The following is a 21,616-nucleotide window of genomic DNA, read 5'->3' on the forward strand; positions in this document are numbered from 1 at the left end:
GATGAGACAATGAAGACAAAGCTTTTATCTAAATTGCTGTTAAGCGCCTGCCTGGCAGCGCCCATGGCCATGACCGCACACGCAGCGGAAGAAACCTACGAAATGCGGGTTGGCAATATTACGTCAAATGACGCGCAAGAGCGCAGCGGCCAGATTTTTATCGACCTGGTCGAGAAAAAATCGGGCGGCAAAATCAAAGGCAAGCTTTATTCAGGTGGTTCGCTGGGCAGTAACGACGAAGTGATGCGCGGCCTGCGACTGGGCTCCATTCAAGGCAACATCAACCCCAGCGGTTACCTGAGCCAGTTTGTAGCCCAGGCCGGTGTACTGACACTGCCATGGCTTTTCCCCGGCAAGAATGCGGAAGAGCAAATCGAAAACATCACCAATATCATGGAAGGCCAGGCCGGCGACAAGATCAAGGAGCTTGCCGACGAACGCGGCTTCCATGTGGTGTCTTTGTTTGGGTTGGGACCCAACCAAATCTATCTGCGCGAGTACGACAAGAGTAAAAGCGTAATGGAGAATCTGCAGGATAAACGGATTCGTACCATTGGTGGCCAAGAGCACACCCAAACCGTCAATGATTGGGGTGCACGCGCCATTCATATGTCCTTGCCCGAGGTCTACACCTCAATTCAGCAAGGCGTGCTGGACGGCTTCGACTTACCCGCCGCCGTAACAGTGCGGTTGAAATATCATGAGCAAGCACCTAACGTCCTGCTAACCAACCACATCGTGCTTACGCAATACATTGCGGTTAGTAAAGCCTGGTACGACTCTTTACCCGACGACCTGAAGAAAGCGGTTGATGAAGCCGGCAAAGAAACCGAGGCACTGGGAACTCAGGAGTACGTTGACGAGCAAAACGAAGCGCTTAACCTGTTGGCTTCAAATGACAAGTTCACCGTTATTGAGTTAACTGACGCCGACCGCGCCGCCCTTCAAAAACTGAACAAAGAAGGTGTGTGGGCCGAGGTGGCGAAGAACCCCGCCAAAGCGGAAATGCTCAAACTGCTTGAAGAAGATATCAAGAAACTGGCCAAGTAACGTTTTGGCATAATAGCGCCCCCTCTCCTGATCAGGTTTGGGGGCGTTCTTGACTCGCGTGCACCGGCGAGCGACATTATTGAACCCACTTCTTCATTTCGGACATTATCGTGACCCCATCCGACAACTCGGCACCGCCGTCATCACCAGGCCTATTCTCGCGCATCGACCGCGCATGCTTTGCCGTGCTTAAGTTTCTGGCCGGCCTAAGTTTCTTGCTGATGATTTTTTCCGTCTTTATCTCAGTTGCGTTGCGTGAGGTTGGGCTCATGCCCTATCCATGGGTTGAAGAAGTTTCGCGCTACCTGGTTGTATGGTCGGTTTTTCTAAGCGCCGCGGTTCTGGCCCGCCGCAACGAACATATCAGCATCGACGTCTTCTACGCGCATGTGTCCCGCCCCGTCCGCAAACTCATCAACATCGCTTCCGCACTATTGGGCGTTGTCCTTATCGGTTACTTCGCCTACATGGGCTGGGGTTTTTCATATACGGCATATCGCTTTAACGATATGAGCCTGAGCGGCTACATACCCGTTTGGCTGGCCTACGCAGCCATTCCTGTGGGCTTGGGGTTGACCGCGCTTGCCTATCTGTTGTGGGGGGTCGATATTCTCGGCAATCGTACAAACGAACCCGATTCCGCCACCGACATTATCAACATACAACAAGGCATTCAAAAATGATCTCCGTCGGCGCCACCCTTCTTGTTATCCTGCTGCTGATATTGGGCTTTCCTTTGTGGCTGGTTTTTCTGTCTGCAGGCTTTGCCCTGTTAACGTTAACGGGCGCAGGCATTCCACCCGACATGCTGGCTTCACGCATGTTCAGCAGCCTGAATGTCTATGCGTTACTGGCCGTGCCGGGTTTTATTTTTGCTGCCGAACTGATGGTGCGAGGCGGCATGTCGAACCGGCTCATTAACTGGGTAACCGTTTTGCTCGGCCGCGTTCCCGGGGGCGTACCCGTCACGACGATTGTAGCGAGCGAAGTTTTCGGGGCGATATCGGGGTCAAGCACCGCCACGGTGGCCGGTATCGGTAAGGTACTTTATCCAGGCTTAAGGCAAAGCGGTTACGGCGAGAATTTTTCGCTGGGCCTGATTACCTCAATGGGCGCGATTGCAGTCATTGTGCCGCCCAGCATCACCATGATTCTTTATGGGGCGGTCGCCTCCGTTTCAGTGGGCGACTTGTTTCTTGCGGGCATCGGCCCAGCCATATTAATCGGCATCCTGATTACGTTGTACTGCATCTGGTATGCCCTTCGCCACTCCATCACATCGGAAGCCGGAAAATGGGACGCCGCAGCCGTTTGGCGGGAAACCAAAAGTGCAGCCTGGACGCTGGGCGCACCCGTTATCATCTTTGGCGGCATCTATTCCGGATTTTTCACGCCGACCGAAGCCTCAATGGTGTTAAGCGTCTATGCATTAATCGTTACCACTTGCATTTATCGCGACCTGTCGTTCAAAGGCGTGTGGGAAGTGGCGGTTGAAGCTGCGCTGCTTACCGGAAAAATCTTCACTATTGTCGCCGCCGCGTCGGTCTTTTCGGTGGTTCTCGTCATTGAAAACATCCCCGACACCATGGTTGGAGCGCTCACCGGCTGGAACATGAGCCCATTCATGATTTTGCTGATGCTCAACCTGATTCTGTTGATTGCCGGTATGTTCATGGACCCCAACTCAGCCATCGTGGTGCTGGTTCCTTTGCTGCTGCCCATCGCCGTTGCCGCCGGAATCGACATGATTCATTTCGGCATCATCATGACGGTTAACCTGGCCATTGGCATGTTTACCCCGCCGTTTGGTTTGAACCTGTTTGTCAGTACCAGCATATTCAATGTTTCAGTAGGAAAAGTCGTACGTGGCGTTATTCCCTTTATTTTGGTTTACCTGGTTTCGTTACTTGTCATTTCCTACGTACCCGACATTTCCCTGTGGATTCCAAATGCGTTGAAATAGTGCAATAGCCGTCAACCAACTCTGAAACAGGTGCTTGTGCGCCTGTTTTTTTTCGTCGGAACAGCTTGACGCAAGGATAATTCATATTTAATATTCGACTAGTTAGTCGATTTATTATTTAAATCGTACCTGACAGGATTTAATATGAAAGTCCAAGAGAAGTGGATCCAGGCATTCGAAACTGTTTTCCGCAAATGCAAAGTCGAGCCCGGCGAAATCGTTCGCTTGCTGTGCGAAACGGAAAGCCGAAGCATCAACGTACAACTGGCTGAGCTTGCGTTGGCGCGCATGGGTGCGGTTCCCGTACAAATCACGGTACCTTCTCTGCCCGTTACCACACCCGTGCCCGTTCGCTCCACAGGCGCCTCGCATGTCGTTCAAAACATGCCGCCGGTAATCAACGCGCTATCGGGGCAGGGGTTGGTTGTCGATCTCACGGTAGAGGGCTTATTGCATTCACCTGAGTTACCCCATATTCTTGAATCCGGCGCACGTGTACTAATGGTCAGCAACGAGCACCCGGAAATACTCGAACGCCTCACCACCACGCTGGACCTGACCAAACCCGTTAAAAACGGCGTACGCATGCTGGCAAAAAGCAAATACATGCGAGTGTCTTCGGCTGCCGGAACGGCGCTCGACATCAACCTGGAGGGCGCCAAAGTCGGCGGCGTATGGGGCGGCGCCGACCGTCCTGGTCTTGTCCAGCATTGGCCGGGCGGCCTTTGCCTTGCATTTCCGTCCCGTGGGTCGGTAAATGGAAAGCTGGTACTGAACATCGGCGACGTTAACCTTACTTTCAAACGTTACCTGGAGACGCCGGTTACCCTGCATATCGAAAACGATTACATCACCCGCATTGAAGGCACCGGTCTTGATGCCGAACTGATGCGCAGTTACATGCAGGCCTGGCAAGACCGCGATGCCTACGCAGTAAGCCACGTAGGTTGGGGAATGAACCCACAGGCACGCTGGGATGCCCTGCAGATGTTCGACAAAAACGATACGAATGGCACCGAACTGCGCGCGTTCGCGGGCAACTTCTTGTATTCAACCGGCGCAAATGATGTGGCGGGGCGACACACACTGGGTCATTTCGACCTGCCCATGCGCAATTGCACCGTTGAATTGGACGGCGTGGTGATTGTTGATGAAGGCAAGCTATGCGACGTCTTCCAGTAAATACCGTGCCTACCTGGCTGGCATCGGGCCACAATCGAACGCCATTAATCCTGCTTCACGGCATGGGGTCCACTGCTAGTGTCTGGCTGCCGCAATTAGATGCATTTGGCCCATCGCGCCAGGTTATTGCCTGGACAATGCCCGGCTATGGCCAGTCGCCCATATTGCCCGCTTTAAGTTGGAGCAACCTGGCGGCTGCGCTGGCCAACATGCTGGACACTTTAAGCATCAACAAGGCACACATTCTGGGCCATTCAATCGGCGGCATGGTGGCACAAGAGTTCTATCATCATTTCCCCTGCCGCGTAGCCAGCCTGATACTCTCATCAACCAGCGCAGGTTTCGGCAGCGCCGACCCGGAATGGAAAGAGACATTTCTTCGCCAACGCACCGAGCCTTTGTCGCAATTCGAGAGCTTTGCCCAGGCCGCGCCGGTACTGCTCGACCACTTTCTGGGGCCAGGAACATCACCTGCAATGCGCAACCTTGCCACATTATCGGCACGCGCTATCGAGCGCGAGCGTTATATCGATTACATGCGTCTACTGGTCACGTTCGACCGCAAAACAGAACTGGGCAACATCACGGTTCCCACACTGCTGCTGGCCGGAGAACTGGACGACCAGGCGCCTCCTAAAGGCATGCAGCGCATGGCAAACCGACTGCCCAACGCAAGCCTGCACCAATTCCTGCAAACCAAGCACATGGCCAATCTGGAGTCGCCCGACGCATTCAACCGTGTCGTGACCGATTTTCTGGCCTCTATATGTACCTCAACATGCCGCAACGCGGCATAAGCAAAACACGCAACAGGATCCCTTTATGGACAGCAGCTACCTGAATGAATACGCCCACTCCGCCGACAGCAATGCCCTGTTCAACGGCGCCCCCCTTACCGGGCAGCAAAAAGAACTGATCGCCAAAGTAGATGAGTACGGCGTGAAATGGGCGGAACGCGCATTCAAACACGACCTTGAAGCCAGCTTCCCTACCGAGAATTACAACGACCTGAAAAACATGGGGTTCCTGGCCCTGTGCGTGCCCAAACGCCTGGGGGGACTGGGTGCCGACTACCGAACATATGCTTTGGTGGCGACGCGCATTTCATACTATTGCGCCAGCACGGCCAACACGTTCAACATGCATAATGCCAATTCGCTTTGGACCGCCGACATGGTGGATGCACTGGAACTCACATCCGAACAACGTGAAAGCCACGAGCACAATCGCACCATTCACTACAACAACATGCTCGAAGGCAAAATCTATTCACAACCTTTTTCGGAAGGCAGTGGGGCCGCGGCAGGCAAACACCCCTTCGGCACCATCACCACACGTTCAGGCGACGGCTGGATCATTAACGGCAAGAAGATTTTTGCATCGTTATCCGGCTCTGCAGACTACTACGGCGTGCTCTGTACTGAAGATATTCCTGGCGCCACGTTAGCCGACACCATGTTCATGGCCATTCCGGCCGATGCGCCCGGCGTATCGGTGGTGGGCGACTGGGACCCAATGGGCATGCGCGGAACCGTATCCCGTACCTTGATTTTCAAAGATGTGTTTGTGCCCGATACCGCACAACTGATGCCGCGCGGCGTATACATAAAAGCGGCCTCAAAATATCCGCATATGTTCATGACGCTCACCCCCACTTACATGGGGCTCGCTCAGGCAGCGTACGATTTCGCCGTTGCCTATTTGCGTGGTGAAGTCGCCGGCGTTAACGTTAAACGGCGCATGTACCCCACCAAACAATACAGCATCGCCGAAATGTACATTAAGCTGCAACAGGCGTGGGCTTTGTTCCACCGGGCCACCTCGGAATTCAAGCGCAGCCCCTCGCGTGAAGAACGCATGCGCGCCTACGCGTGTCAGTATACTGTTATGGAATATTGTGCTGAAATTTGCTCAGCGGCAGTGCGCGTATGCGGCGGTCAAGCCATGCTTAAAACCTTTCCGCTGGAACGCATGTATCGCGACAGCCGCTGCGGCGCGCTCATGCTGCCCTGGACATCTGAAATCTGCATCGATCGCCTGGGCCGAGGCCTGCTCTACAAGGAGGGTGAACGTGATGATTGAAGCCAAACCGGAGTTGCGTCACGCATTCGGGCGATTCGCTACCGGTATCGCCGTTGTCACTACACTGAATGAAGAGAACGAACCCTACGGGCTCACCATCAACTCGTTCGCTAGCGTCTCCATGGCTCCTCCCATGATTAGCTGGAATGTCATACGCGGCTCCACGGCACATAACACCATTTGCCAGACAAAGCGTTTTGTTATCAACATTCTGGCGAAAGAGCAACGCCATATTGCCCAGCAAATGACCGGCCCCATCGAGCACCGCTTTCATTGTTTGGCCTGTGAATGGTCCGACAGCGGCCTGCCGGTTATCCCCGGTGCCCTGGCCACATTCGTGTGCTCCACTCACGCCTTGGTCGAGGCGGGTGATCACGACATTGTGCTAGGTATTGTGAACGACTTTTCCCATCGCGACGGCGCCCCCCTCGTGTACTGGAAAGGGGAGTATGCTAGCGCCATGCACGATTCCGTATAAGACTTTATATTTAAAGTGTTGTTGTAAAACCTGATAACGTTATCCAAAACAAGGAGACACTCCATGCAACTGCGTTCCAAACTTCTGGCTTTGGCAGCCGGGCTTGCTTTCGCCGCCTCTGCCCAGGCCGACATCAAAATCGGTGTTATTTCGTCGGCAACCGGGCCGGTTTCATTAATTGGTATTCCGCAAAAGAACACGGTCGCTTTAATGCCAACCGAAATTGCGGGCGAAAAAGTGGAGTACATCACATTCGACGACGCCAGTGACCCCAGCAATACCGTCACACTCATCAAAAAACTGATTTCGGAAGAAAACATTGACGCTTTGGTAGGCCCCTCAAGCTCACCCAACGCAATGGCGGTTCTCGACTTCATCGCCGAAGCAAAAGTCCCCACCCTGGCGCCGGTAGGCACAATTGCAATTGTGCTTCCCATGGATGACAAACGCCGCTGGGTTTTCAAGACCACCCAGAACGACGGCCTGGTTGCCGACAAGCTCTTCAAGCACATGAAGGAAACAGGCAAGAAAACCGTTGGCTTCATTGGTACCGGCGATACTTTCGGGGAGACCTGGTACAAAGTTGCGCAAGACTACGCCAAAAAATACGGTATTGAAATCGTCGCCAACGAGCGCTTCAAGCGCCCCGATACATCGGTAACAGGCCAGGCTCTGAAAGTGCTATCGGCCAAACCCGATGCCGTGCTTATTGCTGCGCCCGGCGGCCCGGCCGTATTACCGCAGGCAACTCTCACCGACATGGGCTACAAGGGTACTTTCTATCAAACTCACGGCGCGGCTTTGAAAGAGTTCATCAAACTCGGCGGTAAAAAAGTTGAAGGTACGATTCTGGGCGGCAGCCTGATGCTGGCACCTGAAGACGCCCCCGACAGCAACCCCGCCAAGAAGGTCGCGCTTGAGTACATCAACGCATACAAAGACAAATACGGTGAAGTCCCGGCAACCTTCGGTGGCAACATGTACGATGCCGGCTTGCTGCTCGAACGAGCCGTGCCCGCCGCATTGAAGAAAGGCGAACCAGGCTCTGAGGCATTCCGTGTTGCCTTGCGCGACGAGCTGGAAAAAGTCAAAGACCTGGCCGGCACTCAAGGTGTTTACAACATGACACCGGAAGACCACAGCGGCTTTGACGAGCGTGGCGTTGAGCTGCTTACCATTGAGAACGGCGAATTCCAACTGGTTAAATAAGCACCAACCCTCCATCCGTTTTCTGCAGTTTCGGATCCGGCCGCCTCAGGCCGGATCCCCCTCCCAAGCCAACACCATGACTCACGCATCCAAGCTATTTGCGCTTCTATGCAATGCATACGGCGCGCCTCCACACATCCAAACAGTGGCTCTGCCCGCAGCGGCACCGCTGAGTGAAAACGACGTGCGTCTGCAAGTGCATTATGCAGCGTTCAATTTCACAGACCACCTTTTGGTTCAGGGTCGCTACCAAGACAAACCCGACATCCCCTTTGTCCCAGGACTCGATGCCGCAGGAGTGGTGCTGGAAGCCGGTGCAAACGTAACGCAATTCAAACCCGGCGATCAAGTCGTTTCAAGCGGCGTGGTTGGGGCCTGGGCATCGCAGCTGACCGCCCCGGCCCATCGATTGGTTCACATACCGCCCGGGTTAAGCCAGGCACATGCCGTGGCCTCAATCAATTCACATTTAACCGCATATCACGGCCTGGTCGATCGTGCCCAATTGAAAGCGGGGGAGCGCGTATTAGTGTTGGGCGCGAACGGCGCGGTAGGCAAAGCCTGTATTCAAATTGCAGAACATTTCGGCGCCCGTGTCGTGACCGTTGAACGCCACGACACAAACCAATTGGCAATCAAAGACCTCACCCACCCCACTACGGCAACAATAATCGATAAAACAGCGTTGAAAGCGGGAATCCGAACGGTACTGGGTCGCCACGGTGCCGACATCGTCGTCGACCCTGTTGGTGATTTCTACACCGAAGCGGCGGTGCGCAACCTGGCCTGGCGCGGCCGACTATTGATTGTGGGCTTTGCCGCCGGCGACATACCAAAAATTTCAACCAACTTGTTGCTGCTTAAAGGTGCATCTTTGGCAGGCGTTTATTGCGGCGGCCTGCTCTTTCAAGAGACACCATCGTTCACCCGCCAAATGGCCGACATGTTTCAGTTAATGGCAAACGGCGTGTTAACGCCATTGCCCTATGAAAGCATGCCGGCACACGACTTCAAACCAATATGGTCCCGCTTTTCCTGCGCCGAAAAAGGCAGCAAAATACTCCTTAACTTTCAAACCGAAACGGGCAATACAAATGAGCAGTGAAGAGTTAGACACGCTGATTGCAATTCAGAATCAACGCCCTGATGCCCCCTTCCGAAAGCTTGAGTTCGCCCCGGTTAGTATCGCACTGACCGCCCGCGAAGACGGCACCCAGCTGCTGATCAACCGGCAGCCCCTGGGCCCCCTGCCGGTTCAGCAGATTGGAGAGTATTTGCGCTTGCACGCCCGGAACCGGCCTGAGCAGGTCTTTCTGGCCGAGCCGGCAGCCGACGAGGGCAATTGGCACACATTAAGCTACGCGCAAGCGCTGGCTAAAGTGAATGCGTTATCGCAATGGTTATTGAATCAGTCTTTGCCCGCTGAACAGCCGATTTTTATCTTAAGCGAAAACAGTATTAATCAGGCGCTCTTGCAATTTGCCGCCATGCAGGTTGGCATTCCGGTCATGCCTTTGTCGGCCGCTTACAGCTTAATGTCAAAAACCTGCGGCAAAATTGCCGACCTCACACAGCGCTTTGTCCCCGCGCTTATTTACGCTGAAGAGGGTGAACGTTTTCAAACGGCTATTCAGGTCGCGCAAAAGCACGCGCCCCACGCCAAAGTTTTGTGCCATCGCCCCGGCCCAATTACCCAAGCCGCACAATTAAATGACGCATTCGCAACGACGCCGACAATCAAGGTTGATGAAGCCTTCAATAAGGTTAACCACGACACGATTGCACGGCTGTTGCTGACATCAGGATCCACAGGCAGCCCAAAAGCGGTCATCATGACGCAACGCAATATCATTGCCTCGGGCGTACTGTGGGACCAAGTCTGGCCTTTCCTGAAAACACAACCGCCCATTATGCTCGACTGGCTCCCATGGAACCACACGGCCGGCGCACACGGCGCGTTAGCCATGGTACTGCGCCATGGCGGCACGCTGTACCTGGACGACGGCAGGCCTGTACCCAAGCTCATCGACCGAACCATTCGACACCTTCGCGAGATTAAACCGAATGTCATGGTGAACGTACCGCGGGGGCTTGATATGCTGGTTGCGGCCATAGAAGAAAATCCCGAGGCCGCAAAAGATATTTTTACCAATCTGCAAATTATCGTTTACGGCGGGGCGGCGCTTTCCACTCAAACATTGCTGAAACTCGAGCAACTCAGCGCGCAGGCAACCGGTAAACGTATCCCTATTTCCGCTTCGCTGGGCTCAACCGAAACAACCATGCCCGCCACACTCATATGGTGGCCGCCCCAAATACTGGGCACGCTGGGCTTGCCGGCGCCAGGGGTCGAAGCCAAGCTGATTCCAAACGAGGATCGATACGAGATTCGTTTTCGCGGACCCAACATCACGCCCGGTTACTTCAATGACCTGCAGGCCAACGAAAAAAGTTTCGACGAAGAGGGGTTCTTGAAAACCGGGGACGCAGTGCAATGGGTGAACCCAAACGACCCTACCCAAGGCCTGGTGTATGCCGGACGCATGTCGGAAAACTTCAAGCTGACCAGCGGGACCTGGGTGTCGGTGGCCACCGTTCGCGGGCATTTATTGCCCCAGCTTCACCCCTTTGTTTCCGACGCGGTTCTAACCGGACACAACGCCGAACAACTGGGCGCCCTCCTTTTCCTGAATGCGCATCAAATCCGCAAACGTTTCCCGGAACTGAAAGATGCCACCGACCCAGCGCTTACAACCTACCCGCCGTTACTTGAACAACTGGCGCAAGGCATAGAGCGACACAACCAAAACTACCCGGGCAGCAGCACCCGAATCTGTCGCGCCTTGTTGCTCGATTCGCCACCCAGCATTGATGACAATGAAATCACCGACAAAGGCTACATTAATCAATCGGGTGTATTGAAAAAGCGTTCCCTCTCGGTAAAGCGGCTGTATGAATGCAAGGCCTCGGCGGGCGACTGCCTGGTTTGCAACTAGGGAGAAATAATGCACGAACCCGCACGCCTTTTCGGCACCCCCCTAAGCAACTACTACAACAAGGTGAAAATTGCTTTGATCGAATTGGAGCGCCCCTTCACGGAAGTACTGCATTTGCCTGGCGAACAATGGCCCGACAAGGGCAGCCCAAGCGGAAAAATTCCGTTCCTGGAAACCGCAGACGGCTTCATTTACGAGTCGCAGGCAATCGTCGAATACCTTGAGGACACGACACCGGACCACTCATGCTACCCTTCTTCCGCGACGGAAAAAGCACGTTGCCGGGAACTGACTCAAACGATTGAGTTGTACATTGAACTGCCCGCCCGCAGACTTTACCCCGCCGCTTTTTGGGGTCGCCCATTCCAGCAAAACCTGGCCGATGAGGTGCTTCAGGAAGTTTCGCATGGCTTGCGTATATTAGGCCGGCGCGCATTGTTTAGCCCATGGATTGGCGGCAACAACTTCACCCACGCCGACGCGGCCTCATGGACTCATTTAACAACCGTCAGCAACGCACTGCGTGCACTTAAACAGCCCGATGTTCTAAGCGAAGGAATACCCAACCTTCGCGATTACCTTAAGCACGCATTGACCCGCCCAAGTATCGAACGCGCTGACAACGACTTACGCCAGGCATGGCACAATCGCAACCAGAAAACGACTTCCTAATCTAACAGGCACAACATTATGGCGCGCACCCGAGCACTGGATTATGAAGACCGCAAGAAAGATATTCTGAAAGCGGCGGCGGTTCTATTTGCCCGCAAGGGTTATAGCGAAACCCTGCTGGAAGACATCGCGGAACAATGCGGCATGAAAAAATCGTCGCTTTATCATTATCACCGTTCAAAACACGCCATCCTGCATAGCCTGATCAGCTGGAAAATTGAAGACCTGGCCTGGAAGGTTGAAGCGGCGGTTGAGCAAGAGCAAAGCGCCGAAAAAAAACTGCGCGCGTTCACGCAAACCCTGGTCAGCGAATACATTCGCGTTCCGGAGGAGGTAACCGTGCTGCTCACGCAAATGCGCTATTTGAATCGTCCTGCAATGCGGTCGGTTATTGTTATTCAGGAACGCATTATCAACCGGGCGGTAATATTGATTCAAGCCTTGCGCCCCGATGTGGAAATGACCCGCAAAAAGGTCACTGCGCTGGCCATGATGTATTTTGGCATGACCAACTGGATCCACGTTTGGTACAAACCTTCAGGCTCCATTAAACCGGCAGATCTTTCTGCATTAATAGTGGATACGTTTGTGAATGGCGTACAGAATTTGCCGGTTGAGCAGTTGAACTAGCGCCCCTGCATACGCACCAGAAACTGGCGCCCGAGGCGGGTGGAAATTGCCAGACCAATAAGCGAACAGACGGCGGGAATTGTCCAGGCCATCGACCATCCGCCGGCCAGCGTGGCCACCCACGCAACCAACGGCGGCCCGGAAAACTGCCCCATTGCCATTCCTTGCTGCATCCAGCCCATGGTCGGCGCCAACGTACGACGCGAAGGGGCCAACTCCATCACCATGTAATACAAAGTGGCGGGAATCAGGCCGCCTGTCGCCGAAAACAAAACAATCAGCGCCAATTGCAACGCAGTGGGGATCGGAAAAGCAAAAGCCAGGAAGGCACACACACCCATGGCCACGAAAGCAAAGTTATTCAACCAGTGGGGCTTCCATCCACGGTGCAACAAACGTCCCGCCGAGAAACTGCCCACGGCATTGCCCGCAGCAATGACGGTTGTCATGGCACCCGCCATAAAGCCGGAAAACCCCGCTTCCACATAAATGGTAGGCATGAAGGCAACAATGGCCATCCATTGACCGGAATACACCGCGAAACATAAACCCAGAAACCAGACATTCAAAGAGCTCAGGGTTTCCATCGCCAGAGCGAAAAACGAAGGTTTCTTTTCTAGCGGCGTGCCCGGTTTCGAACTTTGTTTCTGTGCCTCTGGGGCGGGGTCGGGTGGAATCTTGCGCCACACTATATAAGCGACGGCCGCCGTCAATATCGACAAGATCCACCACAAGGCGCGCCATCCGCTTAAGCTTAGAATCAGCGAGCCGCCCAACAAGGCAATGACTGTCGCAATAGGCACATAGCCACCCCAAACTCCCAGAATACGGCTTAAAAACGCCGTGTCTACCAGGCGTCGAATCAATGCCGGAGCCGGCATGGTTACCATTAGAAAGCCCACCCCTTCCATCACGCGAAAACCCAGTACGGCAGTGCGCATATCAATGGTGGGTGCCAAAAACGAACCAATCGACAACAGTGTTAAGCCAATCAAGACACAGCGGCGCAAACCTATTTTTTCGGCAAACAAACCGACAATCAGGCCCAGAAACATACCCGCTGTTTGCACCATGGAAAGCAAAAAACCCGACTCCACCAGCGTCAGGCCCAATTGTGCCTGCAACACAGGCAAGGATGGAGGCAGCTTCCAAACATGTAAGCCGGCCACGACGCCGGCAATTACGACCAGATAAGCCAATCGGTTTGAAGCGCCGCTTGCGGGCGCGACGGTGGGAGTCATCATAAACGGTAGATAAATGAACGGGCATCAATAGACGCCACATTAAATCACAATGTCTTCATTTTGAATAAACGCTACAACAAACTTTGGCAATCGCGCCACAAAGGCGCATAATGTGGCACATTGAATAAATTGAGACAAAGTTTTTGTAGCTGGTTGTCATGCAGAACTCTTCAAATGCTTCAACCCGCCGGGAAACCGCCGCTTCCAGCCCCCCTGCCGCCGGCAACGGAAGCCTGAAATCAAAGCTTTTCCTGGTTTTTGTTATTGTTTTTATCGCAGCCAACCTGCGCACGGCCTCTATTGCGGTGGGGCCGGTCATCGAATCCATTCAGGCCAACCTGTCGCTGTCGGGCTCCGCGGTGGGTTTGCTTCTTACCCTACCCATTCTTTGCTACGGCGCATTTGCACCACTTGCGCCCAAAATGTTGCGCTATACGTCGGCCGAACATCTCATTCTTGTAGGTTGCATCATTTTCGCGTTCGGTTTGGTGCTACGCAGCCTGTTCGGCACCTTCGGCCTCTACTCCGGCACACTGATCGCCGGCGCCGGCACCAGCGTTGTCATGGTGGTGCTGCCCGCCATTATCAAGAAAAACTTTCCCGATAAAGCCGGCATGATGATGGGGTTTTATTCCACCGCGCTCTGTTTGGGCGCTACGATTGCCGCCGCATTCACGGTACCGCTTGAAAATGTGCCGGGAAGCGATTGGCGTTGGGCGCTGGGCTTTTGGACACTGCCGCTGATCGTCTCCATCTTCATGTGGGTACCCTACACAAAAGGACAAAAACCGAATACATCGCGGGCCCGCTCAGCGTCGCCCCGGCTTCGCAAATGCTGGCTGGCTTGGCAGGTCTCACTGTTTATGGGCATCCAGTCTTCAATCGCTTACTGTGTATTCGGCTGGCTGCCGGTGATGCTCATTGAACGCGGCATGACGGCCCTGGCTGCCGGTTTCATCTTGTCTATTACGCTGGGTGTGCAACTTATTACGTCGCTCACTGCACCCTGGATTGCCACACGTGGTAAAGACCAACGCGCTACGATTGCCGTCATGCTGTCAATGGCTGTGTTCGGGCTCATGACCACCATTTACGGGTCGATGAGCCTAATGTGGCTATGGGCCACTGTTTTGGGGCTGGGGCTGGGCGGCATGTTCAGCATTGCCCTGTCGCTACTCGTGTTGCGGGCACCCACCCCTCAGTTGGCAGCGTCGCTTTCCGGCATGGCACAGGGTGTGGGCTACATCGTGGCCGCCATCGGGCCGGTGATTGTCGGGCTTTTGCACGAGCTTACAGGTGGGTGGGACGCCGTTGCCGTGTTCTACCTGATCCTTGTGAGCGGCTCATGCTTTTTTGGTATGGGGGCCGGGCGCGCCAAATACGTTAGCTCGCCTGACTCAGACTCTTAAGCGCCACCTGCGGGTCGGCCGCTTGCTCAGGTTCAACCTCAATCGCCGATGAAATCAGCTTCCGGGCCGCCATATGATCGGCCGGCATATTTACCGACTCGGTACAAGTCAGTTTATTGTCGTCGAAATACAGTACAGAAAACTTATCGTCGGCAGGGTTGCCACGCACCAACCGCACATGCGAAGCATGGGGGACCCCGGCAATTTGAATTCGTACCCCCCCCTGGTCGGACCAAAACCAGGGCAAGGCGGTATAAGGCACTGGATCATCAAAAATAGCGCGTGCAGCACAACGCGCCTGGTCATTGGCATTCTGAACCGACTCCAGACGCAGGTGGCAATTCAGCGCCTGGTAGGGGAAGTTGGTGCAATCGCCAATGGCATAAATCGACTCATCGGATGTTTGCATGAAACGATTGACCAGAATACCGTTGTCGCACTCCAAACCCGCTTCCTGGGCTAATTCAACGTTGGGTACGGCACCGATACCCACCACGACCACATCGGCGTCATAGCGCGTATCCCCCACCCATGCCGCAGTGATTCGTCCGTCTTTCTCATCGACCTTATCGACCTTGGCGTCGAGCAAAATCTCAACCCCTTCACTACGGTGTTTGTGCAAAAGGTACTCTGAGACCTCAACCGAAACCGAACGGCCCAGTAGCCGGGGCGCCGCCTCCAGCACACTGACATTCTTACCCATGGCACGCGAAGTGGCGGCAATTTCCAGCCCAATGAACCCACCGCCGATCACCAATACATTGCGTGCATCGCCTATTTGCGCACGCAAACCGTTGGCATCGTCGATATTGCGCAAGGTAAACACATTTGAATAGCGGTTTTTATCGAAAAGGTCGTGCGCCCGCGCCCGCGTACCGATAGCCAAGACCAACACATCGTAGGAAAACGTATCGCCTGAATTCACCGAGATCGACTTTTCCTCACGATGAATCGCCGTAACGCAGCTATTCATGTGAATATTGATCTGGTTATCGGCGTAGAAACTGGCAGGCCGCAACCATGCGGGTTGTGGCTCAGCTTCCTTGATATAGGTTTTCGACAAAGGCGGACGCTGATACGGCAAATGTGTCTCTTCCGTGATCAGCGTAATCTCAACCGCTTGCTTGGTCTCCAATACCGACGCGCAGAACTGCGCCGCGGCGTGTCCACCTCCGGCCACAACAATTTTCTTCACAACTTTTTCCTTTCATTATCAGCTTCACGTTCGCCTATATGATGCTCACGCAAATAACGTTGGGTCGCCCTTTCCACTTCCGGCAAATTGGCATGCAAGCGCAAAAGCATATGGGTTAAGGCATCGGCCTCTTGCTGCGAAAGACACCCTATAAAAGCGCGTTGCCGCTCTAACGCAATGGCCTTGATTTGATTATGCTTTTGCCAACCCAGTTCGGTGAGGGTCGCGTAACGCACGCGCCCATCTTTCGGGTCGTGCGAAAACGTAATCAACCCCTTTTCATGCATGCTTTTAAAACAACGGCTCACGGAACCCTTATCCATACCGATCAGCTTGCACACCATGTTAACCGACACTTTTTCTTCAAGCGCGAGCATGACCAGAACACGCCATATTTCGATCCCCACACCGAAGTGGCGACGGTAAACCGCCGCCGCGCCGGACGCCAACTTGGTGGCGATGAAAGTAAAGTAAGCAGGGTGGTAGGTTTCCAGCTCGATACCTTGAGCTCGCGGGCCGGCGTTGTCGGCCGCCGGGCGCGCTTCCTTCTGTTTGACCAAGACCATTCCCTTCCTTGCTGAATCTATTGTTGCGATTCAGGCAAATATACCGTGATTTCATCACCGTCATCTGTTACGAACAATTGACAGCTTAAACGGCTGGTTTCCTGAACCGGGCTGGTGGTGCACTCCAGCATTTCCTCTTCCGGCGCCGATTTGGGGTCGAACTTGCCGACGTCTTTTTCGTCGACATAAACATGACAGGTCGCACACATAGCCGACCCACCGCACTCCCCAACAATACCATCCACACCGCCGTTTACGGCGGCTTGCATCAGGTTCACGCCCGGTGACACATCCAATTCCGTTACCGTGCCTTCAGCACTAATGTATTTAACAACAGCCACTTTTCTACCTTTCAAAAATCAACGTGGAACCAGCCGCACCGGCAAAGAGTCCAGCGCGCGCAATGTATTGTTCAAACGACGCGTAGGCTCGCCAATTTGTTCAATTCGCTTTACCTTGTTGGCCAGCGCAGTGAGAATCAACTCGCCCTCGAGGCGCGCAATGGCTTGCCCCACACAACCATGGATACCGGTTCCGAACGCCATGTGCCCGGTTGCCTTGCGGTCGATGTCGAACACATCGGGATTTTCCCATTTGCGTGGATCGCGATTCGCCGCCGCCAAAAAGAACAAGACCTTGTCATTCTCTTTCATGGGCGCACCGGCAAACTCAACATCGCGATTCACGGTGCGGAAAAACGTTTGAACCGAAGACTCAAAGCGCAGCGTTTCTTCAAATGCAGGCCGTGCACGTTTGGGTTCGGCCGCCAGTTTATCGTATTGCTCCGGAAACTGAGCAAAACAATATATTGCATTACCGATACCGTTCACCGTAGTGTCAACGCCTGCCGACAAGAAGGAACGTACCAGCATCGGCGCTTCTTCCAACGTAATCTCACCTGCGTCGGCTGCTTGGTAAATTTGATCTCCGAACCCGCCGGGGCGCAGTTCTTCACGCCGGCATTTGTTCATAATCCACTCGCGCACGGGCTCATACTTTTCAACTGCACGCTGAAAAATATGATTACGCGGCCCGAACGAGTTGAACACCATGTCGCCGTACAACAATAAAATTTCGCGCTCGTCGTCGGCCAGGCCAAGCGCATCCGGAAAGACTCGCAAGGGATACACTTTGGCCAAATCGTTCACCGCATCGATTTCCCCTTGCTCCAACAAGCGGTCGATCAATGCTTCCGCCTTCTCTTGAAAGTCGCCGCGAATCTGCTGCACGACCTTGGGCGACAGGATACGCGAGAGAATGGCCCGCGCCTTGGTGTGATCAGGTGGGTCTGCCTCCAGAATCAGGCTGGGCGGGCGAAACGGTTTTTCCACGCGGAAGTTGGCCAGCCCCACCCCGGCGGATGAAATAAAGTTTTCCCAATCACTGAGCCCGGCTTTTACCTGTTCGTAACGCGTGAACGCCCATAAGCCGTAGCTGTCCAGCCACACAGCCTCGCCTGCTTCACGCATTTGCTCGTGATACGGATAGGGCATGGTAAGGAAATCGTCGCCGAATGGGTCAATATCCAGGCGCGGAACGGAGTCCGGTGGTGTTGTGGTTGAAGTTGAGGTAGTCATTTTGTCTCCTGTCAGAATGGGCTGCATCTATTCCGCAACCGCAATGTAGCGGTCGAGAATGGTGGGGTTATTTATAAGCTCGGCTGTGCCGCTTTCATGAACAACCGCCCCGTGATCCAGCACCAGGGCACGCTGCGCAAACTTCAGCGCCTCTTGTACTTTTTGCTCTACTAAAACAATCGCCACATGCTGCTCCCGACTGAGCTTGTCGAAAGCATGCATCAATTCTTCACAAATAATGGGCGCCAGCCCTTCCAAAGGTTCATCGAGCAATAACAATTGCGGCTCGCCCAGTAAAGTTCGCGCCACCGACAGCATTTGTTGCTCGCCGCCCGACAAGGCCTGACCGCCATTGTTGCGACGCTCATAAAGACGGGGAAACAACTCATACGCTTTTTGCACCTCTGAACGCGGCCGGTTACGTAAACCTGCAATCAGGTTTTCCTCTACCGTAAGAGAGGGAAAAACGTCTCGTGTTTGCGGTACATAACCAATACCCCTTCGGGCACGTTCAACCGTGCTAAGGCGCGTAATATCATGCCCCTGCCAGTACACCGAACCCGCGCGATATTGAGTCAAATTCATCACGCTTTTCAACGTGGTGGATTTGCCCACACCATTGCGGCCCAACAAACACACCCGCTCGCCTGGCGCAACGGAAAACGACACTTCGTGCAAAACAGTCAGCGGACCGTATCCGGCTTCCAGCGCTTTAACCTCCAGGAGCATACTCATACTTGCGCCTCGCTTCCAAGATACACCTGTCGCACCACTTCGTTACGTCGAATTTCATCGGGCGTCCCGTCGGCCAGCACTGCGCCGTTTGCAAGCACCAAAATTCGTTGGGCAAAGCGAAAAACCAAATCCATATCATGCTCAATAATGACAACCGCCAAATCCGCCGGCAATTTATCCAATGCATCCAGAACCAGTTGCGCCTCGGAGCGCGGCACACCGGCCATCGGTTCATCAAGCAAAAGTACTTTCGGCTTCAAGGCCAGCGCCAATGCAATCTCAACCAGGCGTTGATCACCGTACGCCATCTCGGCAGGCGAGTGCCGGGCAACACGCGACAATTGCAAGTCGGCCAAAATGTGCTCGGCCTCCTCAATAACCGCCGTGTAGGCATTCTTGTTGCGCCACATATGCCCAATAGACCCATCGCGCTGATGAATGGCCAGCGCCACCTGGTCCAGCGCGGGGATGTCCGGCGCCAGGCGCGAAATCTGAAAGGTACGAATCAGGCCGTGACCCACCCGGCGATGGCTGGGCCACTCAGTGACGTTGACGCCGTTTAAATGAATGCGGCCGCTATCGGAACGCAATACCCCGCCAATTTGATTAACCAGCGTTGTTTTACCGGCGCCGTTAGGGCCGATAATCGCCATGCGCTCACCGGCGCTCAGCGCAAAGGTCACGTCATCGGTAACCGTCAGCCCGCCAAAAGCTTTGTTTAAATGCTCAACCTGCAGCACAGTCATGTGCCCCTCCCGATCAAAGAAAGCACGTTACGGCCAATGCGATTCATAAAACGGTTCAAGATCCCTTTGGGCAGGAATACGACCAACATGAGCAAGCCACCAATCACAAACAGCCAATGGAACGGGTTCGCCGTGGCGGCGTAGTGGTGAATAACTGAATATAAAGTCGTACCAATAATGGCGCCGTTCAAGGTACCCAATCCGCCCAGTACCAACATGACCAAAGCCTCTGCTGACAGTTCAAAGCCAAGGCTGTCAAGGCTCACCACTTGTGTCACCTGGGCGGACAGCGCACCGGCCACACCGGCAAAAAAGCCGGCAATCACATACAGACGCACCAAATGCGGATAGATCCGGGTGCCGTTTGCCGCCATACGCTCGCGGTTCTCGCGAATACCAACACAACACAAACCAAATGGCGAGCGCATAATCCGGCGCAGTACGGCATAGCAAACCAGCATTGCGATCATGCTGTACCAGTAACCGGTCACACCGAACATATCGAAGTTGAACTGCCCAAGAAGCGGTGAAATGTCGTAGCCCGTTAAGCCGTTATCACCGCCCGTTATCCCTTGAAAGCTATTGGCAAGGCTTTGCAGAATTAACGTAACGGCAATCGTTAACATCAGAAACGCCAACCCTTGGTAACGCACCAGGAAAAGACCGGATATAAAGGCAATCAGCGCACCCGAACCGGCCCCCACCAGCAAGCCAAGCAATGGATCGGGCGAAAAATGTTTGGCGAACAGACCCGCACTGTAAGCCCCCATGCCGAACATGGCGGCATGGCCTAATGTCGGCAAACCGGCGTAACCCGTTACCAAGTCCAGCGACATGACCAAAATGGCCATAATGGCGATATGGGTCAACATGAGAAGGCTGCCTGGTAAAAACCAATACAGCGCGAACATCACTACCAGTGCCAGGACATAGCCCAGCCAGGCAAAGCGTGCCCTGTTTGCACCGGCACCTAAGGAATATGAAGCAATAGGCATCAGTGTCTCCGCAAAATACCTTCAGGGCGCCAGGCTAAAAGCAGAATCATGGCGACATAAAAGAAAAACGTACCGAAGTCGGAAGCCAGATACCTTCCCGCGGTATCAATAACCCCCAGCACAAGCGCCGCAATCAGGGTTCCAGACACGCTGCCAAGCCCCCCTACCGATACCACGACCAACATCAGCACCAAATACTTCAAGGGATAATAGGGCTCCAGCGGCATCAGCTCCGCCCCCAGCGCCCCCCCAAGCGCGGCCAGACCGGCCCCGAAAGCGAAGGTGGCGCATTGAACCAAACGAATATTGATGCCCAGAGAGGACGACATGGGTGCGTTATCAACTGAAGCCCTGAGCCAGATACCGAATCGAGTCTTGGCGATGATGAGCCACAACAAAAGAACAACGACCAACCCCATTAAGATGACAAACACACGTTGCGTGGGCAAGGTCCGATCACCCAAAGACATGGAACCATCAAGCCACTCGGGCAATGGAATTAGCTGAATGTAAGGCCCGGCCAACAAGTTGGCCAGGGCAATAGCCGCAAACGTAAAACCGATCGTAAACAGCACCTGCTCCAGCTCAGTACGTTTGTACAGAAACCGGAAAACAAAGGTTTCAAGCAGTGCAGCCAAAACGACAGCAGCCAGAACGGCCAGCACCAAGGCAGCCAAAAACGGATAACCTTCCTCACGCACCAGCCAGGCAGCAACGTAACCACCGGCCATGGCAAAAGCCCCATGCGCAAGATTGATGAACCGCATCAGGCCCATCGTGACGGACAAGCCTACTGAGATGATGAAAAGCACCATCCCGTAGACAATGCCGTCTATCAGAATATTACTGAAGAGCTGCACGCCCGAACCCCTTGTTTCTACATTGTT

Annotated in this window: 22 protein-coding genes; 13 read left to right on the forward strand and 9 right to left on the reverse strand. The window is 54.2% G+C overall.

Translation table 11 applies throughout. The features are described 5' to 3' along the window. The first annotated feature begins 9 nt into the window (after positions 1-9). The 12 genes from CJO09_RS10985 to CJO09_RS11040 all read left to right on the forward strand — a co-directional run bounded on the left by CJO09_RS10985 (position 10) and on the right by CJO09_RS11040 (position 12,262). Positions 10-1,050 (forward strand): TRAP transporter substrate-binding protein, encoded by a 1,041-nt coding sequence (locus CJO09_RS10985; protein ID WP_114420383.1) that lies wholly within the window; start codon positions 10-12, stop codon positions 1,048-1,050. A gap of 110 nt (positions 1,051-1,160) precedes the next feature. After that, entirely contained in the window at positions 1,161-1,733 is a 573-nt protein-coding gene (locus CJO09_RS10990) for a TRAP transporter small permease (RefSeq protein ID WP_119442379.1), read from the forward strand. Continuing rightward, positions 1,730-3,013, forward strand: a complete 1,284-nt coding sequence (locus CJO09_RS10995; protein WP_119442380.1) for a TRAP transporter large permease — start codon at positions 1,730-1,732, stop codon at positions 3,011-3,013. Before CJO09_RS10990 ends, CJO09_RS10995 begins: the two co-directional genes overlap by 4 nt. 144 nt (positions 3,014-3,157) lie before the next feature. Continuing rightward, complete coding sequence (locus tag CJO09_RS11000) at positions 3,158-4,195, forward strand: 2,5-dihydroxypyridine 5,6-dioxygenase NicX family protein (protein ID WP_119442381.1); 1,038 nt, start codon at positions 3,158-3,160, stop codon at positions 4,193-4,195. After that, entirely contained in the window at positions 4,177-4,992 is an 816-nt protein-coding gene (locus CJO09_RS11005) for an alpha/beta fold hydrolase (protein ID WP_119442382.1), read from the forward strand. Before CJO09_RS11000 ends, CJO09_RS11005 begins: the two co-directional genes overlap by 19 nt. A 25-nt stretch (positions 4,993-5,017) precedes the next feature. Next, positions 5,018-6,277: an acyl-CoA dehydrogenase family protein gene (locus tag CJO09_RS11010; RefSeq protein WP_119442383.1), complete on the forward strand. Its 1,260-nt coding sequence runs from the start codon at positions 5,018-5,020 to the stop codon at positions 6,275-6,277. Next, positions 6,270-6,755, forward strand: coding sequence for a flavin reductase family protein (locus CJO09_RS11015; RefSeq protein ID WP_114420377.1), 486 nt, complete (start codon positions 6,270-6,272; stop codon positions 6,753-6,755). Before CJO09_RS11010 ends, CJO09_RS11015 begins: the two co-directional genes overlap by 8 nt. A gap of 63 nt (positions 6,756-6,818) precedes the next feature. Continuing rightward, on the forward strand, positions 6,819-7,964 hold the full coding sequence (locus CJO09_RS11020) for an ABC transporter substrate-binding protein (RefSeq protein ID WP_114420376.1): 1,146 nt from the start codon (positions 6,819-6,821) through the stop codon (positions 7,962-7,964). Between the two features lie 76 nt (positions 7,965-8,040). After that, positions 8,041-9,069, forward strand: coding sequence for an NADPH:quinone oxidoreductase family protein (locus tag CJO09_RS11025; RefSeq protein WP_119442384.1), 1,029 nt, complete (start codon positions 8,041-8,043; stop codon positions 9,067-9,069). After that, positions 9,059-10,960 (forward strand): AMP-binding protein, encoded by a 1,902-nt coding sequence (locus tag CJO09_RS11030; RefSeq protein WP_158582748.1) that lies wholly within the window; start codon positions 9,059-9,061, stop codon positions 10,958-10,960. The genes CJO09_RS11025 and CJO09_RS11030 overlap by 11 nt, the downstream gene beginning before the upstream one ends. Positions 10,961-10,969: 9 nt before the next feature. Next, on the forward strand, positions 10,970-11,632 hold the full coding sequence (locus CJO09_RS11035) for a glutathione S-transferase family protein (RefSeq protein ID WP_119442386.1): 663 nt from the start codon (positions 10,970-10,972) through the stop codon (positions 11,630-11,632). A gap of 18 nt (positions 11,633-11,650) precedes the next feature. After that, on the forward strand, positions 11,651-12,262 hold the full coding sequence (locus CJO09_RS11040; RefSeq protein WP_114420372.1) for a TetR/AcrR family transcriptional regulator: 612 nt from the start codon (positions 11,651-11,653) through the stop codon (positions 12,260-12,262). On the opposite strand, the gene CJO09_RS11045 is transcribed toward CJO09_RS11040, so the two are convergent. Beyond that, positions 12,259-13,506 (reverse strand): MFS transporter, encoded by a 1,248-nt coding sequence (locus CJO09_RS11045; RefSeq protein ID WP_245961310.1) that lies wholly within the window; start codon positions 13,504-13,506, stop codon positions 12,259-12,261. The two genes, CJO09_RS11040 and CJO09_RS11045, sit on opposite strands and share 4 nt — an antisense overlap. 158 nt (positions 13,507-13,664) lie before the next feature. Here CJO09_RS11045 and CJO09_RS11050 point away from each other — a divergent pair, with 158 nt between their 5' ends. Continuing rightward, on the forward strand, positions 13,665-14,915 hold the full coding sequence (locus CJO09_RS11050) for a CynX/NimT family MFS transporter (RefSeq protein ID WP_119442388.1): 1,251 nt from the start codon (positions 13,665-13,667) through the stop codon (positions 14,913-14,915). On the opposite strand, the gene CJO09_RS11055 is transcribed toward CJO09_RS11050, so the two are convergent. From CJO09_RS11055 to CJO09_RS11090, 8 genes are read right to left on the reverse strand one after another with little or no spacing between them, the layout of a single operon-like run. Then, the gene (locus CJO09_RS11055) at positions 14,890-16,110 is read right to left on the reverse strand and encodes an NAD(P)/FAD-dependent oxidoreductase (RefSeq protein ID WP_119442389.1); all 1,221 of its coding nucleotides are present in this window, start codon (positions 16,108-16,110) and stop codon (positions 14,890-14,892) included. The genes CJO09_RS11050 and CJO09_RS11055 overlap by 26 nt on opposite strands. Beyond that, the gene (locus CJO09_RS11060) at positions 16,107-16,676 is read right to left on the reverse strand and encodes a MarR family winged helix-turn-helix transcriptional regulator (RefSeq protein WP_119442390.1); all 570 of its coding nucleotides are present in this window, start codon (positions 16,674-16,676) and stop codon (positions 16,107-16,109) included. Before CJO09_RS11060 ends, CJO09_RS11055 begins: the two co-directional genes overlap by 4 nt. A gap of 17 nt (positions 16,677-16,693) precedes the next feature. Next, positions 16,694-17,017 carry a 2Fe-2S iron-sulfur cluster-binding protein gene (locus CJO09_RS11065; protein ID WP_119442391.1) on the reverse strand — a complete coding sequence of 108 codons (324 nt, stop codon included), beginning with the start codon at positions 17,015-17,017 and terminating at the stop codon, positions 16,694-16,696. Between the two features lie 18 nt (positions 17,018-17,035). Next, positions 17,036-18,253, reverse strand: a complete 1,218-nt coding sequence (locus CJO09_RS11070) for a cytochrome P450 (RefSeq protein ID WP_119442392.1) — start codon at positions 18,251-18,253, stop codon at positions 17,036-17,038. 27 nt (positions 18,254-18,280) lie between these two features. After that, complete coding sequence (locus CJO09_RS11075) at positions 18,281-18,988, reverse strand: ABC transporter ATP-binding protein (RefSeq protein ID WP_119442393.1); 708 nt, start codon at positions 18,986-18,988, stop codon at positions 18,281-18,283. Then, a complete protein-coding gene (locus tag CJO09_RS11080) occupies positions 18,985-19,734 on the reverse strand; it encodes an ABC transporter ATP-binding protein (RefSeq protein WP_119442394.1) in 750 nt (249 codons plus the stop codon). Before CJO09_RS11080 ends, CJO09_RS11075 begins: the two co-directional genes overlap by 4 nt. Next, on the reverse strand, positions 19,731-20,729 hold the full coding sequence (locus CJO09_RS11085; protein WP_119442395.1) for a branched-chain amino acid ABC transporter permease: 999 nt from the start codon (positions 20,727-20,729) through the stop codon (positions 19,731-19,733). Before CJO09_RS11085 ends, CJO09_RS11080 begins: the two co-directional genes overlap by 4 nt. Beyond that, the gene (locus CJO09_RS11090; protein WP_245961321.1) at positions 20,729-21,544 is read right to left on the reverse strand and encodes a branched-chain amino acid ABC transporter permease; all 816 of its coding nucleotides are present in this window, start codon (positions 21,542-21,544) and stop codon (positions 20,729-20,731) included. The genes CJO09_RS11085 and CJO09_RS11090 overlap by 1 nt, the downstream gene beginning before the upstream one ends. Between the last annotated feature and the right edge of the window lie 72 nt (positions 21,545-21,616).

Origin of the sequence: Neopusillimonas maritima (genome assembly GCF_003576595.1) — a bacterium.
Lineage (GTDB): Bacteria > Pseudomonadota > Gammaproteobacteria > Burkholderiales > Burkholderiaceae_B > Neopusillimonas > Neopusillimonas maritima.

Coding starts and splice junctions, on each gene's coding strand:
- CJO09_RS11075 (WP_119442393.1), bottom strand. CDS start 18,988: ATGAGTATGCTCCTGGAGGTTAAAGCGCTGGAAGCCGGATACGGTCCG.
- CJO09_RS11020 (WP_114420376.1), top strand. CDS start 6,819: ATGCAACTGCGTTCCAAACTTCTGGCTTTGGCAGCCGGGCTTGCTTTC.
- CJO09_RS11085 (WP_119442395.1), bottom strand. CDS start 20,729: ATGCCTATTGCTTCATATTCCTTAGGTGCCGGTGCAAACAGGGCACGC.
- CJO09_RS11050 (WP_119442388.1), top strand. CDS start 13,665: ATGCAGAACTCTTCAAATGCTTCAACCCGCCGGGAAACCGCCGCTTCC.
- CJO09_RS11060 (WP_119442390.1), bottom strand. CDS start 16,676: ATGGTCTTGGTCAAACAGAAGGAAGCGCGCCCGGCGGCCGACAACGCC.
- CJO09_RS11010 (WP_119442383.1), top strand. CDS start 5,018: ATGGACAGCAGCTACCTGAATGAATACGCCCACTCCGCCGACAGCAAT.
- CJO09_RS11070 (WP_119442392.1), bottom strand. CDS start 18,253: ATGACTACCTCAACTTCAACCACAACACCACCGGACTCCGTTCCGCGC.
- CJO09_RS11015 (WP_114420377.1), top strand. CDS start 6,270: ATGATTGAAGCCAAACCGGAGTTGCGTCACGCATTCGGGCGATTCGCT.
- CJO09_RS11005 (WP_119442382.1), top strand. CDS start 4,177: ATGCGACGTCTTCCAGTAAATACCGTGCCTACCTGGCTGGCATCGGGC.
- CJO09_RS11040 (WP_114420372.1), top strand. CDS start 11,651: ATGGCGCGCACCCGAGCACTGGATTATGAAGACCGCAAGAAAGATATT.
- CJO09_RS11000 (WP_119442381.1), top strand. CDS start 3,158: ATGAAAGTCCAAGAGAAGTGGATCCAGGCATTCGAAACTGTTTTCCGC.
- CJO09_RS10985 (WP_114420383.1), top strand. CDS start 10: ATGAAGACAAAGCTTTTATCTAAATTGCTGTTAAGCGCCTGCCTGGCA.
- CJO09_RS11030 (WP_158582748.1), top strand. CDS start 9,059: ATGAGCAGTGAAGAGTTAGACACGCTGATTGCAATTCAGAATCAACGC.
- CJO09_RS11045 (WP_245961310.1), bottom strand. CDS start 13,506: ATGATGACTCCCACCGTCGCGCCCGCAAGCGGCGCTTCAAACCGATTG.
- CJO09_RS11025 (WP_119442384.1), top strand. CDS start 8,041: ATGACTCACGCATCCAAGCTATTTGCGCTTCTATGCAATGCATACGGC.
- CJO09_RS11090 (WP_245961321.1), bottom strand. CDS start 21,544: ATGGTGCTTTTCATCATCTCAGTAGGCTTGTCCGTCACGATGGGCCTG.
- CJO09_RS11080 (WP_119442394.1), bottom strand. CDS start 19,734: ATGACTGTGCTGCAGGTTGAGCATTTAAACAAAGCTTTTGGCGGGCTG.
- CJO09_RS10995 (WP_119442380.1), top strand. CDS start 1,730: ATGATCTCCGTCGGCGCCACCCTTCTTGTTATCCTGCTGCTGATATTG.
- CJO09_RS11035 (WP_119442386.1), top strand. CDS start 10,970: ATGCACGAACCCGCACGCCTTTTCGGCACCCCCCTAAGCAACTACTAC.